Below are 15,711 nucleotides of genomic sequence, written 5' to 3'. Positions count from 1 at the left end.
CGGGCGGGGGTTGGGTCCCGCCCCGGGGGGGGGTGCGCGGGCCCGGGGGGGCGCGCCGCGGCCCGGCGGGACGCCCGTCATCACCGGGGGCCCTTCATGCGCCCTTGACCAGGGCCCGCGCGATGACGTTCCGCTGGATCTCGTTGGTGCCCTCGCCGATCTCCAGGATCTTGGCGTCGGCGTAGAAGCGGGAGATCTCCGACTCCCGCACATACCCGTAGCCGCCGTGGATCTGCACCGCCTCGGACGCGGCCCGGTTGGCGACCTCCGAGGCGTACAGCTTCGCCATGGCGGCCTCCGTGCTGTGCGGGCGCCCCCGGTCGGCGAGCCAGGCCGCGCGGTAGACCATCCAGCGGGCGGCCTCCACCTCGGTGCCGATGTCGGCGAGCTTGTGCGCGACCGCCTGGAACTCCGAGAGCGGGCGCCCGAACTGCTGCCGTTCCGTTGCGTGCTTCAGGGCCAGCGCGAGCGCCGCCTTGGCCAGCGACAAACCGAGCGCGGCCACGCTGATGCGGCCCTTGTCGAGCACCGACAGGAACTGGCGCAGCCCGCCGCCCTCCTCGCCGACCAGGTGGTCCTCGGGGATCCAGCAGTCGTCGAAGACCAGTTCCCGGGTGTCCATGGCGTGCCAGCCGAGCTTCTTCAGCTTGGGCCCGCAGGTGTAGCCGGGGGTGCCGGTCGGGACGTAGAAGGTCGCGTACTGCTTACGGCCGTCCGCGTCCCGGCCCGTGACGGCGAGCAGGGTGACGCCCTGGCTGATCTCGGTGCCGGCGTTGGTGATGAACATCTTGGTGCCGTTCAGCAGCCACCCGCCGTCCGCGCGGCGGGCGGTCGTGGCGATGCCGGCGGCGTCGGACCCGGCGTCCGGCTCGGTCAGTCCGAAGGCGCCGATCGCCTCACCGCGCGCCAGAGGGGCGAGCCAGCGCTGCTTCTGCGCCTCGGTGCCGTAGGCGAGCAGCGGGAGGGTCGCGATGGTCGAGTGGGCGTTCCACGAGGAGGCGACGGACTGGTCGGCGGCGCCGAGTTCCTCCATGACCGCGACGTAGGAGACCGTGTCGGAGCCCGCGCCGCCGTACTCCTCGGGCACGAGCATGCCCATCAGGCCGAGGTCACCGAGCTTGGTGAAGACGTGGGCCGGGAAGTGCTCCTTCTCCGACCACTCGGCCGCGTGCGGGGAGATCTCCTTGGCCGCGAACTCGCGGACCATGTCCTGGAGGTCCCGGGTCTCCTCCGGCAGGTCGAAATCCATGTCACAGTCCCTTCGGGGTCAGCAGAACCTTCAGATGGCGGGCCCGGTCGGCGGCCAGGTCCGCGAAGACCGCGGGTCCCTCCGAGAGCGGGAAACTTCCGGTGATCAGGGGTGAGGCATCCAGGCGTCCGGTGCTCATGAGGTCGATCACGCGCGGGATGTCGTGGTGGTAGCCCAGGGTGCCGACGACCGAGCGCTCGTAGAAGACGAGTTGGCCCATGTCGAACTCGACGCTTCCGTGGCCGACGCCGGCGAGGACGATCTTGCCGCCGCGGCGGACGGTGGCGATCGCCTGGGCGGCCAGCGCGGGTACGCCGGTCGCGTCGATGACGACGTCCGGTCCGATGCGGTTGGTCTTGACGAAGACCTCTCGGCGTACGTCGGTCTCGCGCGGGTCGAACGCCTCGGTGACGCCCAGGTCGAGCAGGCGGTCCCGGCGTTCCTTCAGGGGTTCGCTGATATAGAGGCCCGCGGCGCCGGCCAGTTTCGCCGCGATCACCACGGCGAAGCCGATGGGGCCGCCGCCGACTACGAGGACGTTGTCGCCGGGGCGCACGCCTCCTCGGGTCACGGCGTGCAGGCCCACGGCGAGGGGTTCGGCGACCGCGGCGATCTCGTCGGTGACGTTGTCGGGCAGCTTGGTCAGGCCCGCGATCGGGACGGTGACGCGGTCGGCGAAGGCGCCGGGGGACGCGAGTCCGACCGAGCCGCTCTTCGGGCAGATGTGGTACTCGCCCCGGACGCACCAGTAGCAGGCGCCGCAGCGCCAGACGGGGTCGGCGGTGACGCGGTCTCCGACGGTGATGCCGGGGGCGTCCGCACCGAGGGCGACGACCGTGCCGCTTAGTTCGTGGCCGAGGGCCAGGGGTGGGCTGGCGCCGGTGAGTGGGTGCGGGGTCGTACGGATCATGTGGGGGCCCTCTAGGTACTCGTGCAGGTCTGTGCCGCAGACTCCGCACCAGCTCACCGCTATGACCGCCTCGTGGGGGCGGGGTGGGGGTGGGTCCGGGAGCTCCTCGAGTCGTAGATCTTGTGCGCCGTGCCAGCGCAATGCCTTCATGTCTCCACCCCTTTGCTATCGAGTGCGGCGCCGTCGTGGCTGGTCGCGCAGTTCCCCGCGCCCCTAAAACCCCTCATCGGTGCCCTGGAAGCGAGCCTTGCCCGGTCCCTGTTCCAGGAAGGAGCGGATGCCCCGTGCTGCGTCCGCCGTGCCGAACACCCCGGTGAACAAAGAGCGTTCGAGGGCCAGGCCTGCCGAGAGAGCCGCATCCCCGCCGTGGTCCACCGCTTCCTTGATCGCCTCCAGGGCGGCGGGAGGTCCCTCCGCGAGCCTGTGCGCGTACGTCAGGGCCGTTTCCAGGACCTTCTCCGGGGCTACGACCTCGTCGACCAGGCCGAGCCTCAGCGACTCCTCCGCGCTCACCCGGCGGCCGGTCATCAGCAGGTTCTTCGCGCGCGCGGGGCCCACCAGCCGGACCAACCGCTGGGTGCCGCCCGAGCCCGGCATGATGCCGAGTTGGACCTCGGGCTGGCCGAGGGTCGCGTCGGTGGCCGCCACGCGGTAGTCCGCCGCGAGGGCCAGCTCCATGCCGCCGCCCAGGGCGTAGCCGGTGATCGCCGCGACCACCGGCATGGGCAGGCGGGCGATGTCGTCGAAGGTCCGCTGGAGGGCGCGGTTCCAGCCGCGCACCTCCTCGGGGTCCATCGCGGCGAGCGCCTTGATGTCGGCGCCGGCCGCGAAGAGCCGGTCCCCGCCGTGGATCACCACGGCCCGCACACCGCGCGCGTCCGCCAGCTCACGCGCGCACGCGGACAACTCGTCCCGCTGTACGTCGTCGAAGGCGTTCATGGGCGGGTTGTCGAGGCGGACCGTGACGACAGGTCCGTCCTTGTCGACACGGATACGTGGCACGAGCCCCTCCTCGTCCGCGGTGGCCACAGCGCCGTCCGCCGGACGGGTTGTCGCCTGCCGCGTGTCGTCGTAGAGTGCGATCAGGTTTTATAGACCAAGAGGTACACTAAATCTTGGGAGCGAGCAACCGACCGGTCGGGACATTCCTGACCGCTGAGCCGAGAGAGTTGCCGTGCACAATTTCGCGAGCATCCTCGATTACCACCTGTCCCAGCGTCCGGACGCGGTGGCGGTCGTACAGGAAGACCGCCGGCTGACCGTGCGGGAGCTGCACGAGAGGGTGAACCGGCTGGCCGCCGGACTGGCCGAGCTGGGGGTCCGGCGCGGTGACGTGATCGGGCTGCTGCTCTACAACCAGCCGGAATTCCTGGAACTGGTGTACGCGGCGGGCCGGCTCGGCGCGGTTTTCCTGCCGCTGAACTACCGGCTCTCCGAGGAGGAATGGCAGTACATCCTCGGCCATGCCGAGACAAAGGTCCTCGTGACGGAACCGGAGTTCGTGCGCGCCGCGGACCGGATGGCCGAGCGGCTGCCGGGACTGAGCCACCGGATCCAGGTCGGCGGGGAGACCGCATCCGAGCCGTGGCTCGGCTACGAGGAGCTGCTCGCCCGGCATCCGGGCGCCCGGGTCGAGCCCGTCGAGGTCGAGGCGTCCGAGCTGCAGCGGCTGATGTACACCTCCGGGACCACCGCGCGGCCGAAGGGGGTGTGCATCACCCACGGCAACGTGCAGGCGAAGAACCTGGCCCACATCGTGCACTTCGGGCTGTCGGCGGCGGACACCACGCTGGTGTGCGGCCCGCTCTACCACGTCGGCGGGCTGGACATGCCCGCGCTCGGCGTCCTGTACGCGGGCGGACGGGTGGTGCTGCAACGGAAGTTCGACGCGGCCGGGGCGCTGCGGGCGATCGAGGAGCACGGTGTCACCAACGTGTGGCTGGGGCCCGCGCTGGTGAACGCGGTGCTGGAGGTGCCGGACCGCGAGAAGTACGACACCTCGTCGGTGCGGTTCATCCTGGGCGGCGGGGAGAAGACGCCCGAGCCGATGCTGCGGCGGATCATGGAGGCGTTCCCCAACGCCTGGTTCGCCGACGCGTACGGGCTCACCGAGACGGTGTCGGGCGACACCTTCCTCGACCGGGCGCACGCGCTCACCAAGCTGGGCTCGGTCGGGCGGCCCGTGCCGCACACGCGCGTGCGGATCGTCGACGACGCCGGCAAGGAGGTCCCGGCGGGCGAGCTGGGCGAGATCGCGCTGCGCGGGCCGAAGGTCTTCGCGGGCTACTGGCGGGACGAGAAGGCGACCGCCGCCGCGCTGCGGGACGGCTGGTTCCACACCGGGGACATCGGGCACGTCGACGAGGAGGGTTTCCTCTACATCGACGACCGCAAGAAGGACATGATCGTCTCCGGTGGCGAGAACATCGCGACCCCGGAGGTCGAGCGGGTGCTGTACGAGCACCCGGCGGTGCTGGAGGCGGCGGTGGTGGGGCTCACCCATCCGCGGTGGGGTGAAGTGCCGCGCGCGTTCGTCGTGTTGCGGCGGGACGCGGAGGCGGGGGCGGAGGACCTGCGGGAGTTCTGCCGGGCCCGGCTCGCCAAGTTCAAGGTGCCGGCCCGCTTCGACTTCGTCGACGAGCTGCCCCGTACGCCCTCGGGGAAGGTCCTCAAGCGGACCCTGCGCGACGTGCCGACGCAGGAGACGGAGGAGGGGAAGTGAACGATCTGCGGCTGGACCGCAGGACCGCGTGGGTGACCGGCGCCGGAAAGGGCCTGGGCCGGGCGATCGCCGTCGCGCTGGCGCAGGCCGGCGCGACCGTGGCGGTGACCTCGCGCACCGCGACGGACCTGGAGCGGCTGGAGTCCGAACTCGCCGCGGACGGCGGCAAGGTGCTGGTGGTGCCCGGGGCGGTGGACGACTCCGACGCCGTACGGGACATGGTCGAGCGGATCACGCAGTGGACGGGCCGGCTGGACGTGGTCGTCAACTGCGCCGGGATCAGCCCGCACTTCACCCGCAGCGAGAGGGTCACCGACCGGGACTGGCGGCAGGTGGTCGACGTCAACCTGAACGGCACCTTCTACTGCTGCCGGGAGGCGGGCCGGGTGATGCTGGAGCAGCGCTCCGGCTCGATCGTCAACGTCTCCTCCGTGCACGCCCGTACCGGCTTCGAGCGGATCGCCGCCTATGCGGCCAGCAAGGGCGGGGTCGAGGCGCTCACCCGGGCGCTGGCCGTGGAGTGGGCGGACCGCGGGGTGCGGGTCAACACGCTCGCCCCCGGCTACTTCCACACCGACCTCAGCTCCGGGCTGCTGGACAGCCGCTGGGGCGAGCGGATCGTGGCGAACACGCCGATGGGGCGGGTGGGCGACACCGACGAGCTGGGCGGGGCGGCGGTCTTCCTGGCGTCGGACGCGTCCCGGTTCGTCACGGGGACGACGCTCACCGTGGACGGGGGCTGGACGGCCCGCTGAGGACATCTCCGGTGTGCCGGAGGTAGAGGTCGCGCAGCAGGGAGATCTCGCCGCCGTGATGGATCAGTTCCCTGTTGACGTGCAGGATCCTGTTCTCCATGGGAAACCGCTCGGGGCCCGCCCCGGGCGGTTTCTCCAGGTCGGCGTCCGAGAGTTCGCGGACCCCCGCGTTCCATCTGCCGTACATCTCGTCGAGCTGTTTCAGCGCCTCGTCGGCGGTCCCCGCGTAGGGGAACGTCTCGGAGTCGACCTCCCGGCCGCCGAAGTACCAGCCGACCCGGTAGCCCAGGCACGAGACGATGATGTGCGCGAGGCGCCAGGCGATCGTGGTCACCGGCGCCGGCACCGGTTCGGGGGACGCGAAGTCCATCGTCCACTCCCTCGGGCCCGCCGACGTGTCCCGTCGCCGGATGCTCCAGCAGTCGCGCACCGGCTCCCAGAAGTACTCCTCGTCGGTGAGACCCTCCAGCCGCGGCCGCAGGTTCTTGCACCAGTACCAGTCCAACTGCTCCGCGAGCCGCTCGCTTCTCGTCATTTCCGCAGACTACCTACGGGGATGGCGAGCCCTCTCAGCTCCAGGACCCGGGGTGTAGCGGACTACACCCTGGGTTCGGGTGTGCGCTCCCTCGTTGCGGCCCGGCGTTTCCGGAAGAGTCGGTCCCGTAAGCACCCGCCCGGTCTCTGAGTGAGGAATCCCCGTGAAGAAGCTGCTCTCCGCCCCGCCCGTCCTGTGGTTCCTGTTCCTGTTCAACCTGGTCGTCGCCGTGGCCGCGCCCTTCGTCGTCGAGGGCGCGCAGGGCGTCGTGACCTCCGCGGGCATGGCCGTCGTCTCGCTCGGCGCCGCGGTCAATCTCCTGAAGCTCAACGGCAGGGCCGTACGGTCCGAGGCCTGAGCACCCGATGGGCGTGCTCAGCGCAGCCCGCCGACCACCATCGCCTGGCCGTGTCGGGGCGCCCTGCGCACCGCCTCCGCCACCTCGCGGTCGCACTCCTGCGCACCGCCGAACAGCTCCTCCGAGACGGACCGTACGGCGTTCACGACGAGCGGCGCGATCCGCTCCACCGCCGAACCGCCCTCCCCCACCGCCGAGATGGCGGCGACGGGCCCGTCCGGGCCGCGTACCGCGAGGCCGACGCAGGCGATGTCCGGGAAGCACTCCCCCCGGTCGATGGCGAGCCCGTTGCGCCGGCGCACGGCGCCCAACTCCCGGTGCAGCGCGTCGAGTCGGCAGATGCTGTGCGCGGTACGGCGCTCCATGACCTGCTCGTACCGCGCGTCGATCTCCTCGGGGCTCAGCCAGGCCAGCATCGCCTTGCCGAGCCCCGTACAGTGCGCGACCTCCCGCCCGCCGACCCGCGAGGGGATGTCGACGGCGGCCCGGCCGCCCACCTTGTCGAGGTAGTAGACCTCGGGCCCGTCGAGCACCGCGAGATGCACCACCATCCGGGTGCGGACTGCCAGTTCGAGCAGTTGGGGCGCGGCGGCGGCACGCAGCGTGCTGTGCCCGATCTCGCGGCCGCCGAGTCCCAGGGCGCGAGGGCCCAGCAGATAACCGGTCAGGGTGTGGTGGAGCCAGTCCAGCCGCACCAGTTGGTCGAGGATCCGGTGGGTCGTCGACCGGGGCAGCCCGGTACGACGGGAGACCGTCTCGAGCGTGAGACGGGTCTGCGGCCGCTCGAAGAGATCCATGATCAACGTCACACGCTCCATCATCGACGGGGGGAGCGCGGGGGATTCGGCCTCGGGCCGCGGGTCAAGACGAAGGGCAGACGTCATCGTCGTCGCCTCTCTGTTAAAACTGAAATACATTTCAGTTCGGCGCCGACGCCAAGGTACCAACGCCCCGCCCGCGGACCAAGAGGCGTGCACGGATCAGTCGGTGGAACCCCCCGCGGTGTCCTCGGCCGAACCCCCCACGATGTCGAGGACGGCGAGATAGCCGAAGGCGAGGCTGGACCCGATCGGGGTGCCCGCACCGGGGTAGACCCTCCCGGACATGGCGGCCGCGGTGTTGCCGGTCGCATACAGTCCGGCGATCGGCCGCCCGTCGGGGCGCAGCACGCGCGCGTGCTCGTCGATCCGCAGGCCCCCCTTGGTGCCGATGTCGGACGGCACGATGGTCGCCGCGTAGTACGGCGGGGTGTCGATCGGCACGAGCAGCTGGTTGGGGAAGCCGGCGACGGGCTCGCCGGGGAAGTTCTGGCGGGGGTCGGCCGGGAAGCCGACGATGTGCTGGAACATCTGGTCCCAGGGCTTCTCCCCGCGGTGGAACCGCTCGTCCACGCCGGTGGGCGCGTAGCCGTTGAACTCCTTGACCGTGCGGTCAAGGGCCTCGAAGGGCACGTCGATCAACCGGGCCAGTTCTTCCAGGGTGTCGGCCTTCTTCAGCGCCCCCGACGCCAGCCACTCCTCGACCGGCGGCTCGGCGGGCGGGAAGCCGATGCCGTCCCGGTCGAGCTGGCGCTGGTCGAAGACCCAGTGGCAGGGGATGTGCCGGACGCCCGTACTCGCGTGCCGGCGGACGATCTCATGACCCACCTGGTCGTACGGGGCCGTCTCGTTGACGAAGCGTTCGCCCTCGCCGTTGACCCAGATCCCGCCGCGGGTGCCGGAGTGGAAGACGGGCAGTCCGTCCGGCCTGACCAGTCCGGGCACGAACCACGCCTCGTCGAGCAGGTCGGTGTCCGCGCCGACCGCGATACCGGCCCGCAGCGCGTCACCGGTGTTGGCGGGGGCGCCGTTGGACCACTCGCCGGTCAACTGCTGGTGTTCCTCACGCAGTTCACGGTCGCGTTCGAAGCCGCCGGCCGCGAGCAGCACCCCGCGTTCCGCGCGCAGCCGCACGGGCTCGCCGTCGCTGACGACGTCCACGCCGACCACCCTGCCGTCCTCGACGACCAGGCCCTCAAGGGCGGTGTTGAGCCGCAGCATGCCGTTGCCCGTCTCCAGGAACGCGGCGAGCGCCCGGCCGATCAGGGCGCGGCCACCGCTGACCACAGGGCCCTCGTCGAAGCCCCAGCGCTCGGCGGGCAGGGAGCGGCGGACGAGGTCGAACCGCTCCCCCAGCGCGGAGACTTCGAGCGGCGGCGGGAAGACGGTCCGGCCCGTGGGCGTCGCGCCGGGACGCGAGGAGAAGTAGTCCGGGACGGGCGCGTGGACGAAGGACTGGAACCAGGCGTTCTGTTCCAGCTCGTCGATCAGCTGCGCCCCGGCCCGCAGATAGGCGTCCTGGAGCCGTTCCCGGCCCTCGTCGGCGACCACGTCCCGCAGATAGGTGCGGGCCCGCTCGACGTCGTCGTCCAGGCCCGCCCGGCGCAGCGGCGCGGACCCCGGGAACCACAGTCCGGCCCCGGAGTAGGCGACGGTCCCGCCGACCGCGCCGGTCTTCTCGACGACGAGTGTGCGCAGCCCGCGCGAGGCCGCCACATAGGCCCCGACCAGGCCCCCGCCCGATCCGACGACGATGACGTCATAGGTGTCCTCATTGCTGGTCATCATTGACCTCCTCGTGGTCCCCCGACGGTCCCAGCAGGGCGTACGGCACCTTCCGGCCAAGTCCCGCTCACCGGAACGGCACATGGCTGTGATCCAGGTGGGACGCCCACGCTGGTCCCATCACGAGGTGAGGATGCGGATGACAGACGTTTCGAAACCGGCGGCCGTCGCGGACCGTGGGAGCGCGGTGGCCGGCGCGGCCGGCAGACTCTCCCGGGCCCTGCGCGACCGGCGGCCCTGTTCTCCCGTGCGGGACCTGCTCGGCGCCACCGACATCGGCCTCGCCTACGCCGTCCAGCGACGGCTGATCGACGACCGCATCGCCCTCGGGGCGCGGGTCGTGGGCCGCAAGATCGGACTGACCTCGGCGGCCGTGCAGCGCCAAGTGGGCGTCGACCGGCCGGACTTCGGCGTGCTCCTCGACGACATGGACGCCACCGGACTGCCGGCCGTGCCCAGCGAGCGGCTGCTCCAGCCCCGCGCCGAGGCGGAGATCGCGTTCGTGCTCGCGGACGATCTCGACGGCGACGGCCTCGACCTGCCGAGGGTGCGGGCGGCGGTCGGCCATGCCGTGGCCGCGCTGGAGATCGTGGACAGCCGGGTGGCCGACTGGGACATCGCGATCACCGACACGGTCGCCGACAACGCCTCCAGCGGCATGTTCGTACTCGGTGAACAGCGGGTCTCCCTGAGGGACTTCGAGCCGAAGGACGTGACGATGCGGCTGTACGCCGACGGCGTGCTCGCCTCCGAGGGCGACGGCTCGGCCTGTCTGGGCGATCCGCTGGAGGCGCTGCTGTGGCTGGCGCGGACCGCGCGGGAGTACGGCGATCCGCTGCGCGCCGGGCAGGTCGTGCTCTCCGGCGCGCTGGGGCCGCTGGTGCCGACGCCGCCGGGGACGGCCGTACGGGCGGAGATCTCGGGGCTGGGGACGGTCGCCGCGCGCTTCTCCGCGCTCAAGGAATCCGAGGACCAGGAATGACGAAGACGAAAGTGGCCGTGATCGGTTCCGGCAACATCGGGACCGACCTGATGATCAAGATCCTGCGGCTCTCCGACACCCTGGAGATGGCCGCGATGGTGGGCATCGACCCGGACTCCGACGGCCTGGCCCGCGCGGCCCGCCTGAAGGTGCCGGTCACGCACGAGGGCGTGGACGGTCTGATCCGGATGCCGGACTTCGACGACATCCGGATCGTCTTCGACGCCACCTCCGCCAAGGCGCACGTCGAGAACGCCAAGCGGCTCGCGCCGTACGGCAAGCGGCTGGTGGACCTCACGCCCGCCGCCATCGGGCCGTACGTCGTGCCGCCGGTGAACCTCGACGAGCACCTGAGCAACGCCGTCGACAACCTCAACCTGGTCACCTGCGGCGGCCAGGCCACCATCCCGATCGTGCACGCGGTCAGCCGGGTGACGCCCGTGCCGTACGCCGAGATCGTCGCCTCCATCGCCTCGAAGTCGGCGGGTCCCGGCACCCGGGCCAACATCGACGAGTTCACCGAGACCACGTCCGGGGCGATCGAGAAGGTCGGCGGCGCGTCGCGCGGCAAGGCGATCATCGTGCTCAACCCGGCCGAACCGCCGCTGATCATGCGGGACACGGTGTTCTGTCTGATCGGCGACGCGGACCAGGACGCGGTGCGGGCCTCCGTCGAGGAGATGGTCGCGGCGGTGGCCGAGTACGTGCCGGGCTACCGGCTCAAGCAGAAGGTGCAGTTCACCCCTCTCGCCCCCGACGAGCCGGTGCACACCCTGCTGGACGCCGGCGCTCCCCCGGTGACCACCAAGGTCTCGGTGTTCCTGGAGGTGGAGGGCGCCGCCCACTACCTGCCCGCCTACGCCGGCAATCTCGACATCATGACCTCGGCCGCCCTCCGGGTCGCCGAGCGCGTGGCCGAGCGGCTCCCGAACGAGGTGACCTCCCGATGACGAAGCTGTACGTACAGGACGTGACCCTGCGGGACGGCATGCACGCCATCCGGCACCGGATCACGCCGGAGTTCGTCTCCAAGATCTCGGCGGCCCTCGACCAGGCCGGCGTGGACGCCATCGAGGTGGCGCACGGCGACGGGCTGACCGGCGGCAGCCTCAACTACGGGCCGGGCAGCAACACCGACTGGGAGTGGATCGAGGCGGCCGCGTCCGCCGTCGACCGGGCCGTGCTGACGTCCCTGCTGCTGCCGGGCATCGGCACCATCGCCGAGCTCAAGCAGGCGTACACGCTCGGGATCCGCTCGATCCGGATCGCCACGCACTGCACCGAGGCGGACGTGGCGGCCCAGCACATCGCCACCGCCCGCGAGATCGGCATGGACGTCTCGGGCTTCCTGATGATGGCCCACATGGCCGAACCGGCGCAGCTGGCCGAGCAGGCGAAGCTGATGGAGTCGTACGGCGCCCATTGCGTGTACGTCACCGACTCGGGCGGCCGGCTCACCATGGACGGCGTCCGGGACCGCATCCGCGCCTACCGGGACGTCCTCGACCCGGCGACGCAGATCGGCATCCACGCGCACGAGAACCTCTCCCTGTCGGTGGCGAACTCGGTGATCGCCGTGGAGGAGGGCGTGACCCGGGTGGACGCCTCGCTGGCCGGACAGGGCGCCGGGGCGGGCAACTGCCCGATCGAGCCGTTCATCGCGGTCGCGACCCTGAACGGCTGGGAGCACGGGTGCGACGTGTTCGCGCTCCAGGACGCCGCCGACGACCTGGTCCGCCCGCTCCAGGACCGGCCGGTGCGGGTGGACCGGGAGACCCTCACCCTCGGCTACGCGGGCGCCTATTCGAGCTTCCTGCGGCACGCGGAGACGGCGGCCCGGCAGTACGGCCTCGACGCGCGGACCATCCTCCTTGAGGTCGGCCGACGCGGACTGGTCGGCGGGCAGGAGGACATGATCGTGGACATCGCGCTGGACCTCCTGGCCGCGGCGGCCTAGCGGGTCGTACGACGTGAAAGGGCCTCCCGGTGTTCCGGGAGGCCCTTCTCAGATGTAGGGCGCGAGGATCAGCCGGACCGCCAGCCGTAGGTCCGCCTCGACCCGGTGGACGGAGATCTCCTCGGTCTGCGCGGCGACGAACAGGCCCCACCAGCAGTAGATGAGCAGCCGCACGGTGCTGCGGTCCTCCTCCTGCGGCTCGCGGACGCCGAGCAGGCGCAGCAGGGTGCGCCCGAGGTAGCTGGCGGCGATGTCGTAGCGGGTCGGGGCGGTGCCCGCGTACTCGGTGAAGGAGGACATCGCCACCGCCGAGGCGAGCAGCGGGCTGTCCAGGAGCTTCACCGTGAGGGCGATGAGCGTCTCGGCGACCTCCTCGACCCGGTCGCCGCCGTCGACGTCCTGGTGGCCCTCCAGGAACATCTCGATGTGCCATTCGAGGACCGCGGTGAACAGGTGGGTCTTGGACGGGAAGTAGCGGTAGAGCGTGGCGATCGCGACGCCCGCCTCCTTGGCCACGTCCAGCATCTGCACGCCCGCCAGGCCCTCGCGGGCGGCGAGTTCGCTGGCGGCGCGGAGGATGGCCACCCGGCGGGCGAGCTGTCGGCGCGACACCGGAGCGGCCGGCTGTCGCGGCTCAGCGGTCTTCGGCACACCGTCCCCCAGGTCGTCGGCGGCTCCCACAGGCGCTCAGGAGGCCTCCGGGCGGGTCAGGAACGCCAGGACCGCGCTCTCCCAGGCCGCCTTCTGCTCGATCATCGCCCAGTGCCCGCAGTCCGGAAGCACGTGCAGCTCCGCCTTCGGGATGGTGCGCATCGCCAGCAGCGCGTTCTCCAGGGGTGTGACCCGGTCGTCCCGTCCCCACGTTAGCAGCGTGGGCGCGGCGATCTTGTGGAGAAGGGCCCAGATCGGCTGGTCCGAGGCGGCCTGGGCGGCGGTCATCGCGGCCATCGCCCGACGGCCGTAGATCCGCCGGGAGGCCTCCAGGGTGGCGGGTTCGGTGGCGCTCGCCCAGCGCTGCTCGATCAGTTCCTCGGTGAGCAGCTTCGGGTCGTGGACCATCGAGCGCAGCCACTGGACGAGATTGTCGCGGGTGGGGTCCTCGGCGAACTCCACGAGGAGGTTGAGGCCCTCGCTGGGGGCGGGCGAGAGGATGTTGCGGCCGACGCCGCCGACGGTGACGATCCGGCGGAACAGGGTCGGGTTGCCGACGGCCAGGCCCGCCGCGACGAAGCCGCCCATCGAGTTGCCGATGACGTCGACCCGGTCGAGGCCGAGGCCCTCCAGGAAGCGCAGGACCGCCTTGGGGGCGGCCGCCATGGGGTTCTCGTCGGTGGGGTCGCTGACGCCGAAGCCGGGGAACTCCAGGGCGAGGCAGCGGAAGTGCTCGGCGAACACGGGCAGGTTGTCGCCGTAGTTGCGCCACCCGGTCACGCCCGGCCCCGATCCGTGCAGCATCAGCAACGGCGGTCCGTCGCCCGCCTCGTGGTAGCGCAGGGTGCCCTCGTCGGTCTTCAGCTCGCGCAGGGTGTCGTCGTGGGTGAGTGTCATGGGTGTGCCCCTCCGGTCGACAGGTGGGGTCCAGGTTTCCGTGCGCCGGGCCGCCCCCGGGGTCCGGCTCCCGATCAGTGGGACGGGTCCGGGCGGTGGCCGTGACCGGCTCATTACCGTCGCCAGCAGGCGCCGGGCACGGGGGATCCGCGCCGGTCATCTGACCACTGTGAAGGAGAGACGGATGGGCGTTCGCTCGCTCGGATACCTGCGGCTGGAATCCACCGACCTGGAGAAATGGAAGCGCTTCGGCGGGGAGTTCCTAGGGCTGATGCCCGTGGAGGGCCCGACGCCCGACGCGTTGCACTACCGGATGGACAGCTACCCGGCCCGGATCGTGGTCGCGCCGGGCGCGCAGGACAGGATGACGGCGCTCGGCTTCGAGGTCCTGGACGAGCGCGAACTCGCGGGCCTGGTCGCGGCGGTGGAGAAGGCGGGCGTCAAGGTGACCGCCGGCACCGAGGCCGAGGCGCAGGAGCGCCGGGTGGGCGGGTTCGTCCGCTTCAACGACCCCGGCGGCAACCCGGTCGAGCTGTTCTACGGCCCGATCCTGGACCATGTGCCGGTCAGCACCCCGCTGGTGTCGAAGTTCGTCACCGGTGACATGGGCTTCGGGCACGCGATCGTCTCGGCCGAGGACGCGCGCGGGACGTTCGACTTCTATGTGAACGTCCTCGGGTTCATCGAGCGCAACACGATGCGTTCGCCGGGCGGCACGACCTGGTTCATGGGCTGCAACCCCCGCCACCACACCCTGGGCGTCACGCCGATGCCGGGTCCCGGGCGGCTCCTGCACTTCATGGTCGAGGGCGCCACGCTGGACGACGTGGGGCTCGCGCTCGACCGGGCGGGCAGGCTGGAGGTCCCGATGATGCACTCGCTCGGCAAGCACACCAACGACCACATGGTGTCCTTCTACGTGTGGTCGCCGGAGAACTACGCCGTCGAGTTCGGCTGGAACGGACTGAAGGTGCCCGAGCCGGTGCCGGTGTACGAGATCACCGACGGCGCGTTCTGGGGCCACCACTTCACTCCCCCGCCGATGCCGCCCGGCGCCTGAGCGCTCACTCCACGGTGATCGCCCGCTCCGGGCACGCCCGTTCACCGTCGCGGGCCGCGTCCCACAGCTCTTCCGGCACCTCCTGGTCGAGGGGTACGGCGTATCCGTCGTCGTCGAGCCGGAAGAGCTGGGGCGCGGTCGCGGCGCAGCGGGCGTGCCCGGAGCACATGGACGTGTCGAGGGTGATCTTCATGTGACGCTCCGTCATATCCGAAGGTTTCAGGGCTTGTTCGTCGAGCCCGCGTCCACGGTGAACTGGAGCCCCGTGACGTACCGGGACTCGTCCGAGGCGAGGAACAGCACGGCGTTGGAGACGTCCCGCGGTTCGACGTGCGTGGCGAGGGGGTTCATCGCGGCGAGCCCGAACAGCGGTTCCCGCGCGGCGAGTTCCTCGATCGGCACGCCGACGGTGATGCCGGTGTCGCTGACCCCGGTGGGGTGGACGGTGTTCACCCGGATGCGGTGCGGGGCGAGTTCGTTGGAGAGGGCCTTCATCAGCCCGACCACGCCGTGCTTGCTGGCCACGTAGTGGGCGTACGGCACATGGCCGCGGATCCCGGCGGCGGAGCTGGTGATCACGATCGAGCCGCCCTCCCCCGCCTCGATCATCCCGGGGACGGCGGCCCGTACGGTGTTCCAGGCGCCCTTGAGGTTGACGTCCACGGTGACGTCCCAGGCCTCCTCGGACAGCTCCCAGGCGGCCCCGATGCTCATCACGCCGGCGTTGGCGACGACCGTGTCGATCCGCCCGAACTCCTCATGTGCGGCGTCGACGGCGGCCCGCAGCTCGGTGATCGAGCGGACGTCGGCCCGGACCGCGAGACACCGCCGCCCGGTCGCCCGCACCAACTCGGCGGTCTCTTCGAGCTGTTCCTTGGTCGCGAGCGAGTACGGCAGCGCGTCGCTGATGTCGTGGCACACGTCGGTGACGACGACGTCCGCGCCCTCCTCCGCCAGCCGTACGGCATGGGAGCGGCCCTGTCCCCGCGCCGCTCCCGTGATGAGGGCGACCTGGCCCTGAACACGCCCCAT

General features: G+C 71.3%; 17 protein-coding genes. 7 read left to right on the top strand and 10 right to left on the bottom strand.

Annotated features, from left to right (window positions below):
- Positions 1-94: 94 nt before the first annotated feature.
- The 3 genes from ABZ896_RS26050 to ABZ896_RS26040 form a co-directional block, all read right to left on the bottom strand.
- On the bottom strand, positions 95-1,249 hold the full coding sequence (locus ABZ896_RS26050) for an acyl-CoA dehydrogenase family protein (protein WP_360933746.1): 1,155 nt from the start codon (positions 1,247-1,249) through the stop codon (positions 95-97).
- 1 nt (position 1,250) lies between these two features.
- Positions 1,251-2,309, bottom strand: a complete 1,059-nt coding sequence (locus tag ABZ896_RS26045; RefSeq protein ID WP_360933744.1) for an alcohol dehydrogenase catalytic domain-containing protein — start codon at positions 2,307-2,309, stop codon at positions 1,251-1,253.
- A gap of 63 nt (positions 2,310-2,372) precedes the next feature.
- Entirely contained in the window at positions 2,373-3,161 is a 789-nt protein-coding gene (locus tag ABZ896_RS26040) for an enoyl-CoA hydratase-related protein (protein WP_360933741.1), read from the bottom strand.
- A 172-nt stretch (positions 3,162-3,333) separates the two neighbouring features.
- Here ABZ896_RS26040 and ABZ896_RS26035 point away from each other — a divergent pair, with 172 nt between their 5' ends.
- A complete protein-coding gene (locus ABZ896_RS26035; protein ID WP_360933738.1) occupies positions 3,334-4,881 on the top strand; it encodes a long-chain fatty acid--CoA ligase in 1,548 nt (515 codons plus the stop codon).
- Positions 4,878-5,636, top strand: coding sequence for a 3-oxoacyl-ACP reductase family protein (locus ABZ896_RS26030; RefSeq protein WP_360933735.1), 759 nt, complete (start codon positions 4,878-4,880; stop codon positions 5,634-5,636). The genes ABZ896_RS26035 and ABZ896_RS26030 overlap by 4 nt, the downstream gene beginning before the upstream one ends.
- Here ABZ896_RS26030 and ABZ896_RS26025 read toward each other — a convergent pair.
- Complete coding sequence (locus ABZ896_RS26025) at positions 5,605-6,171, bottom strand: DinB family protein (RefSeq protein ID WP_360933732.1); 567 nt, start codon at positions 6,169-6,171, stop codon at positions 5,605-5,607. The genes ABZ896_RS26030 and ABZ896_RS26025 overlap by 32 nt on opposite strands.
- 163 nt (positions 6,172-6,334) lie before the next feature.
- Between ABZ896_RS26025 and ABZ896_RS26020 the strand changes: the two genes are divergently transcribed.
- On the top strand, positions 6,335-6,529 hold the full coding sequence (locus ABZ896_RS26020) for a hypothetical protein (protein ID WP_360933729.1): 195 nt from the start codon (positions 6,335-6,337) through the stop codon (positions 6,527-6,529).
- Positions 6,530-6,546: 17 nt separating this feature from the next.
- Here the strand turns inward: ABZ896_RS26020 and ABZ896_RS26015 are convergent, their stop codons facing one another.
- Together ABZ896_RS26015 and ABZ896_RS26010 are read right to left on the bottom strand one after the other, a co-directional pair.
- Complete coding sequence (locus ABZ896_RS26015) at positions 6,547-7,347, bottom strand: IclR family transcriptional regulator (RefSeq protein WP_360933751.1); 801 nt, start codon at positions 7,345-7,347, stop codon at positions 6,547-6,549.
- 162 nt (positions 7,348-7,509) lie between these two features.
- Complete coding sequence (locus ABZ896_RS26010; protein ID WP_360933726.1) at positions 7,510-9,132, bottom strand: FAD-binding protein; 1,623 nt, start codon at positions 9,130-9,132, stop codon at positions 7,510-7,512.
- A 139-nt stretch (positions 9,133-9,271) separates the two neighbouring features.
- On the opposite strand from ABZ896_RS26010, the gene ABZ896_RS26005 reads away from it, so the two are divergent.
- Genes ABZ896_RS26005 through dmpG form a run of 3 tightly spaced genes read left to right on the top strand, consistent with a single transcriptional unit; the run spans position 9,272 to position 12,071 of the window.
- Positions 9,272-10,114: a fumarylacetoacetate hydrolase family protein gene (locus tag ABZ896_RS26005; RefSeq protein WP_360933723.1), complete on the top strand. Its 843-nt coding sequence runs from the start codon at positions 9,272-9,274 to the stop codon at positions 10,112-10,114.
- Positions 10,111-11,064, top strand: coding sequence for an acetaldehyde dehydrogenase (acetylating) (locus tag ABZ896_RS26000; RefSeq protein WP_360933720.1), 954 nt, complete (start codon positions 10,111-10,113; stop codon positions 11,062-11,064). The genes ABZ896_RS26005 and ABZ896_RS26000 overlap by 4 nt, the downstream gene beginning before the upstream one ends.
- Complete coding sequence (dmpG, locus tag ABZ896_RS25995; protein WP_360933717.1) at positions 11,061-12,071, top strand: 4-hydroxy-2-oxovalerate aldolase; 1,011 nt, start codon at positions 11,061-11,063, stop codon at positions 12,069-12,071. The genes ABZ896_RS26000 and dmpG overlap by 4 nt, the downstream gene beginning before the upstream one ends.
- A 48-nt stretch (positions 12,072-12,119) precedes the next feature.
- Here the strand turns inward: dmpG and ABZ896_RS25990 are convergent, their stop codons facing one another.
- On the bottom strand, positions 12,120-12,722 hold the full coding sequence (locus ABZ896_RS25990) for a TetR family transcriptional regulator (protein WP_360933714.1): 603 nt from the start codon (positions 12,720-12,722) through the stop codon (positions 12,120-12,122).
- A gap of 36 nt (positions 12,723-12,758) precedes the next feature.
- Positions 12,759-13,619: an alpha/beta fold hydrolase gene (locus ABZ896_RS25985; RefSeq protein ID WP_360933710.1), complete on the bottom strand. Its 861-nt coding sequence runs from the start codon at positions 13,617-13,619 to the stop codon at positions 12,759-12,761.
- Between the two features lie 184 nt (positions 13,620-13,803).
- Here ABZ896_RS25985 and ABZ896_RS25980 point away from each other — a divergent pair, with 184 nt between their 5' ends.
- Positions 13,804-14,679, top strand: coding sequence for a VOC family protein (locus ABZ896_RS25980; protein WP_360933707.1), 876 nt, complete (start codon positions 13,804-13,806; stop codon positions 14,677-14,679).
- A 4-nt stretch (positions 14,680-14,683) separates the two neighbouring features.
- On the opposite strand, the gene ABZ896_RS25975 is transcribed toward ABZ896_RS25980, so the two are convergent.
- The gene (locus ABZ896_RS25975) at positions 14,684-14,872 is read right to left on the bottom strand and encodes a ferredoxin (protein ID WP_360933704.1); all 189 of its coding nucleotides are present in this window, start codon (positions 14,870-14,872) and stop codon (positions 14,684-14,686) included.
- A 26-nt stretch (positions 14,873-14,898) separates the two neighbouring features.
- Positions 14,899-15,711, bottom strand: coding sequence for a mycofactocin-coupled SDR family oxidoreductase (locus tag ABZ896_RS25970; RefSeq protein ID WP_360933701.1), 813 nt, complete (start codon positions 15,709-15,711; stop codon positions 14,899-14,901).

The organism is Streptomyces sp. NPDC047072, assembly GCF_040643855.1.
GTDB lineage: Bacteria > Actinomycetota > Actinomycetes > Streptomycetales > Streptomycetaceae > Streptomyces.
The sequence above is the reverse complement of the archived record's forward strand: the minus strand, read 5'-3'. Positions and strand labels throughout refer to the sequence as shown.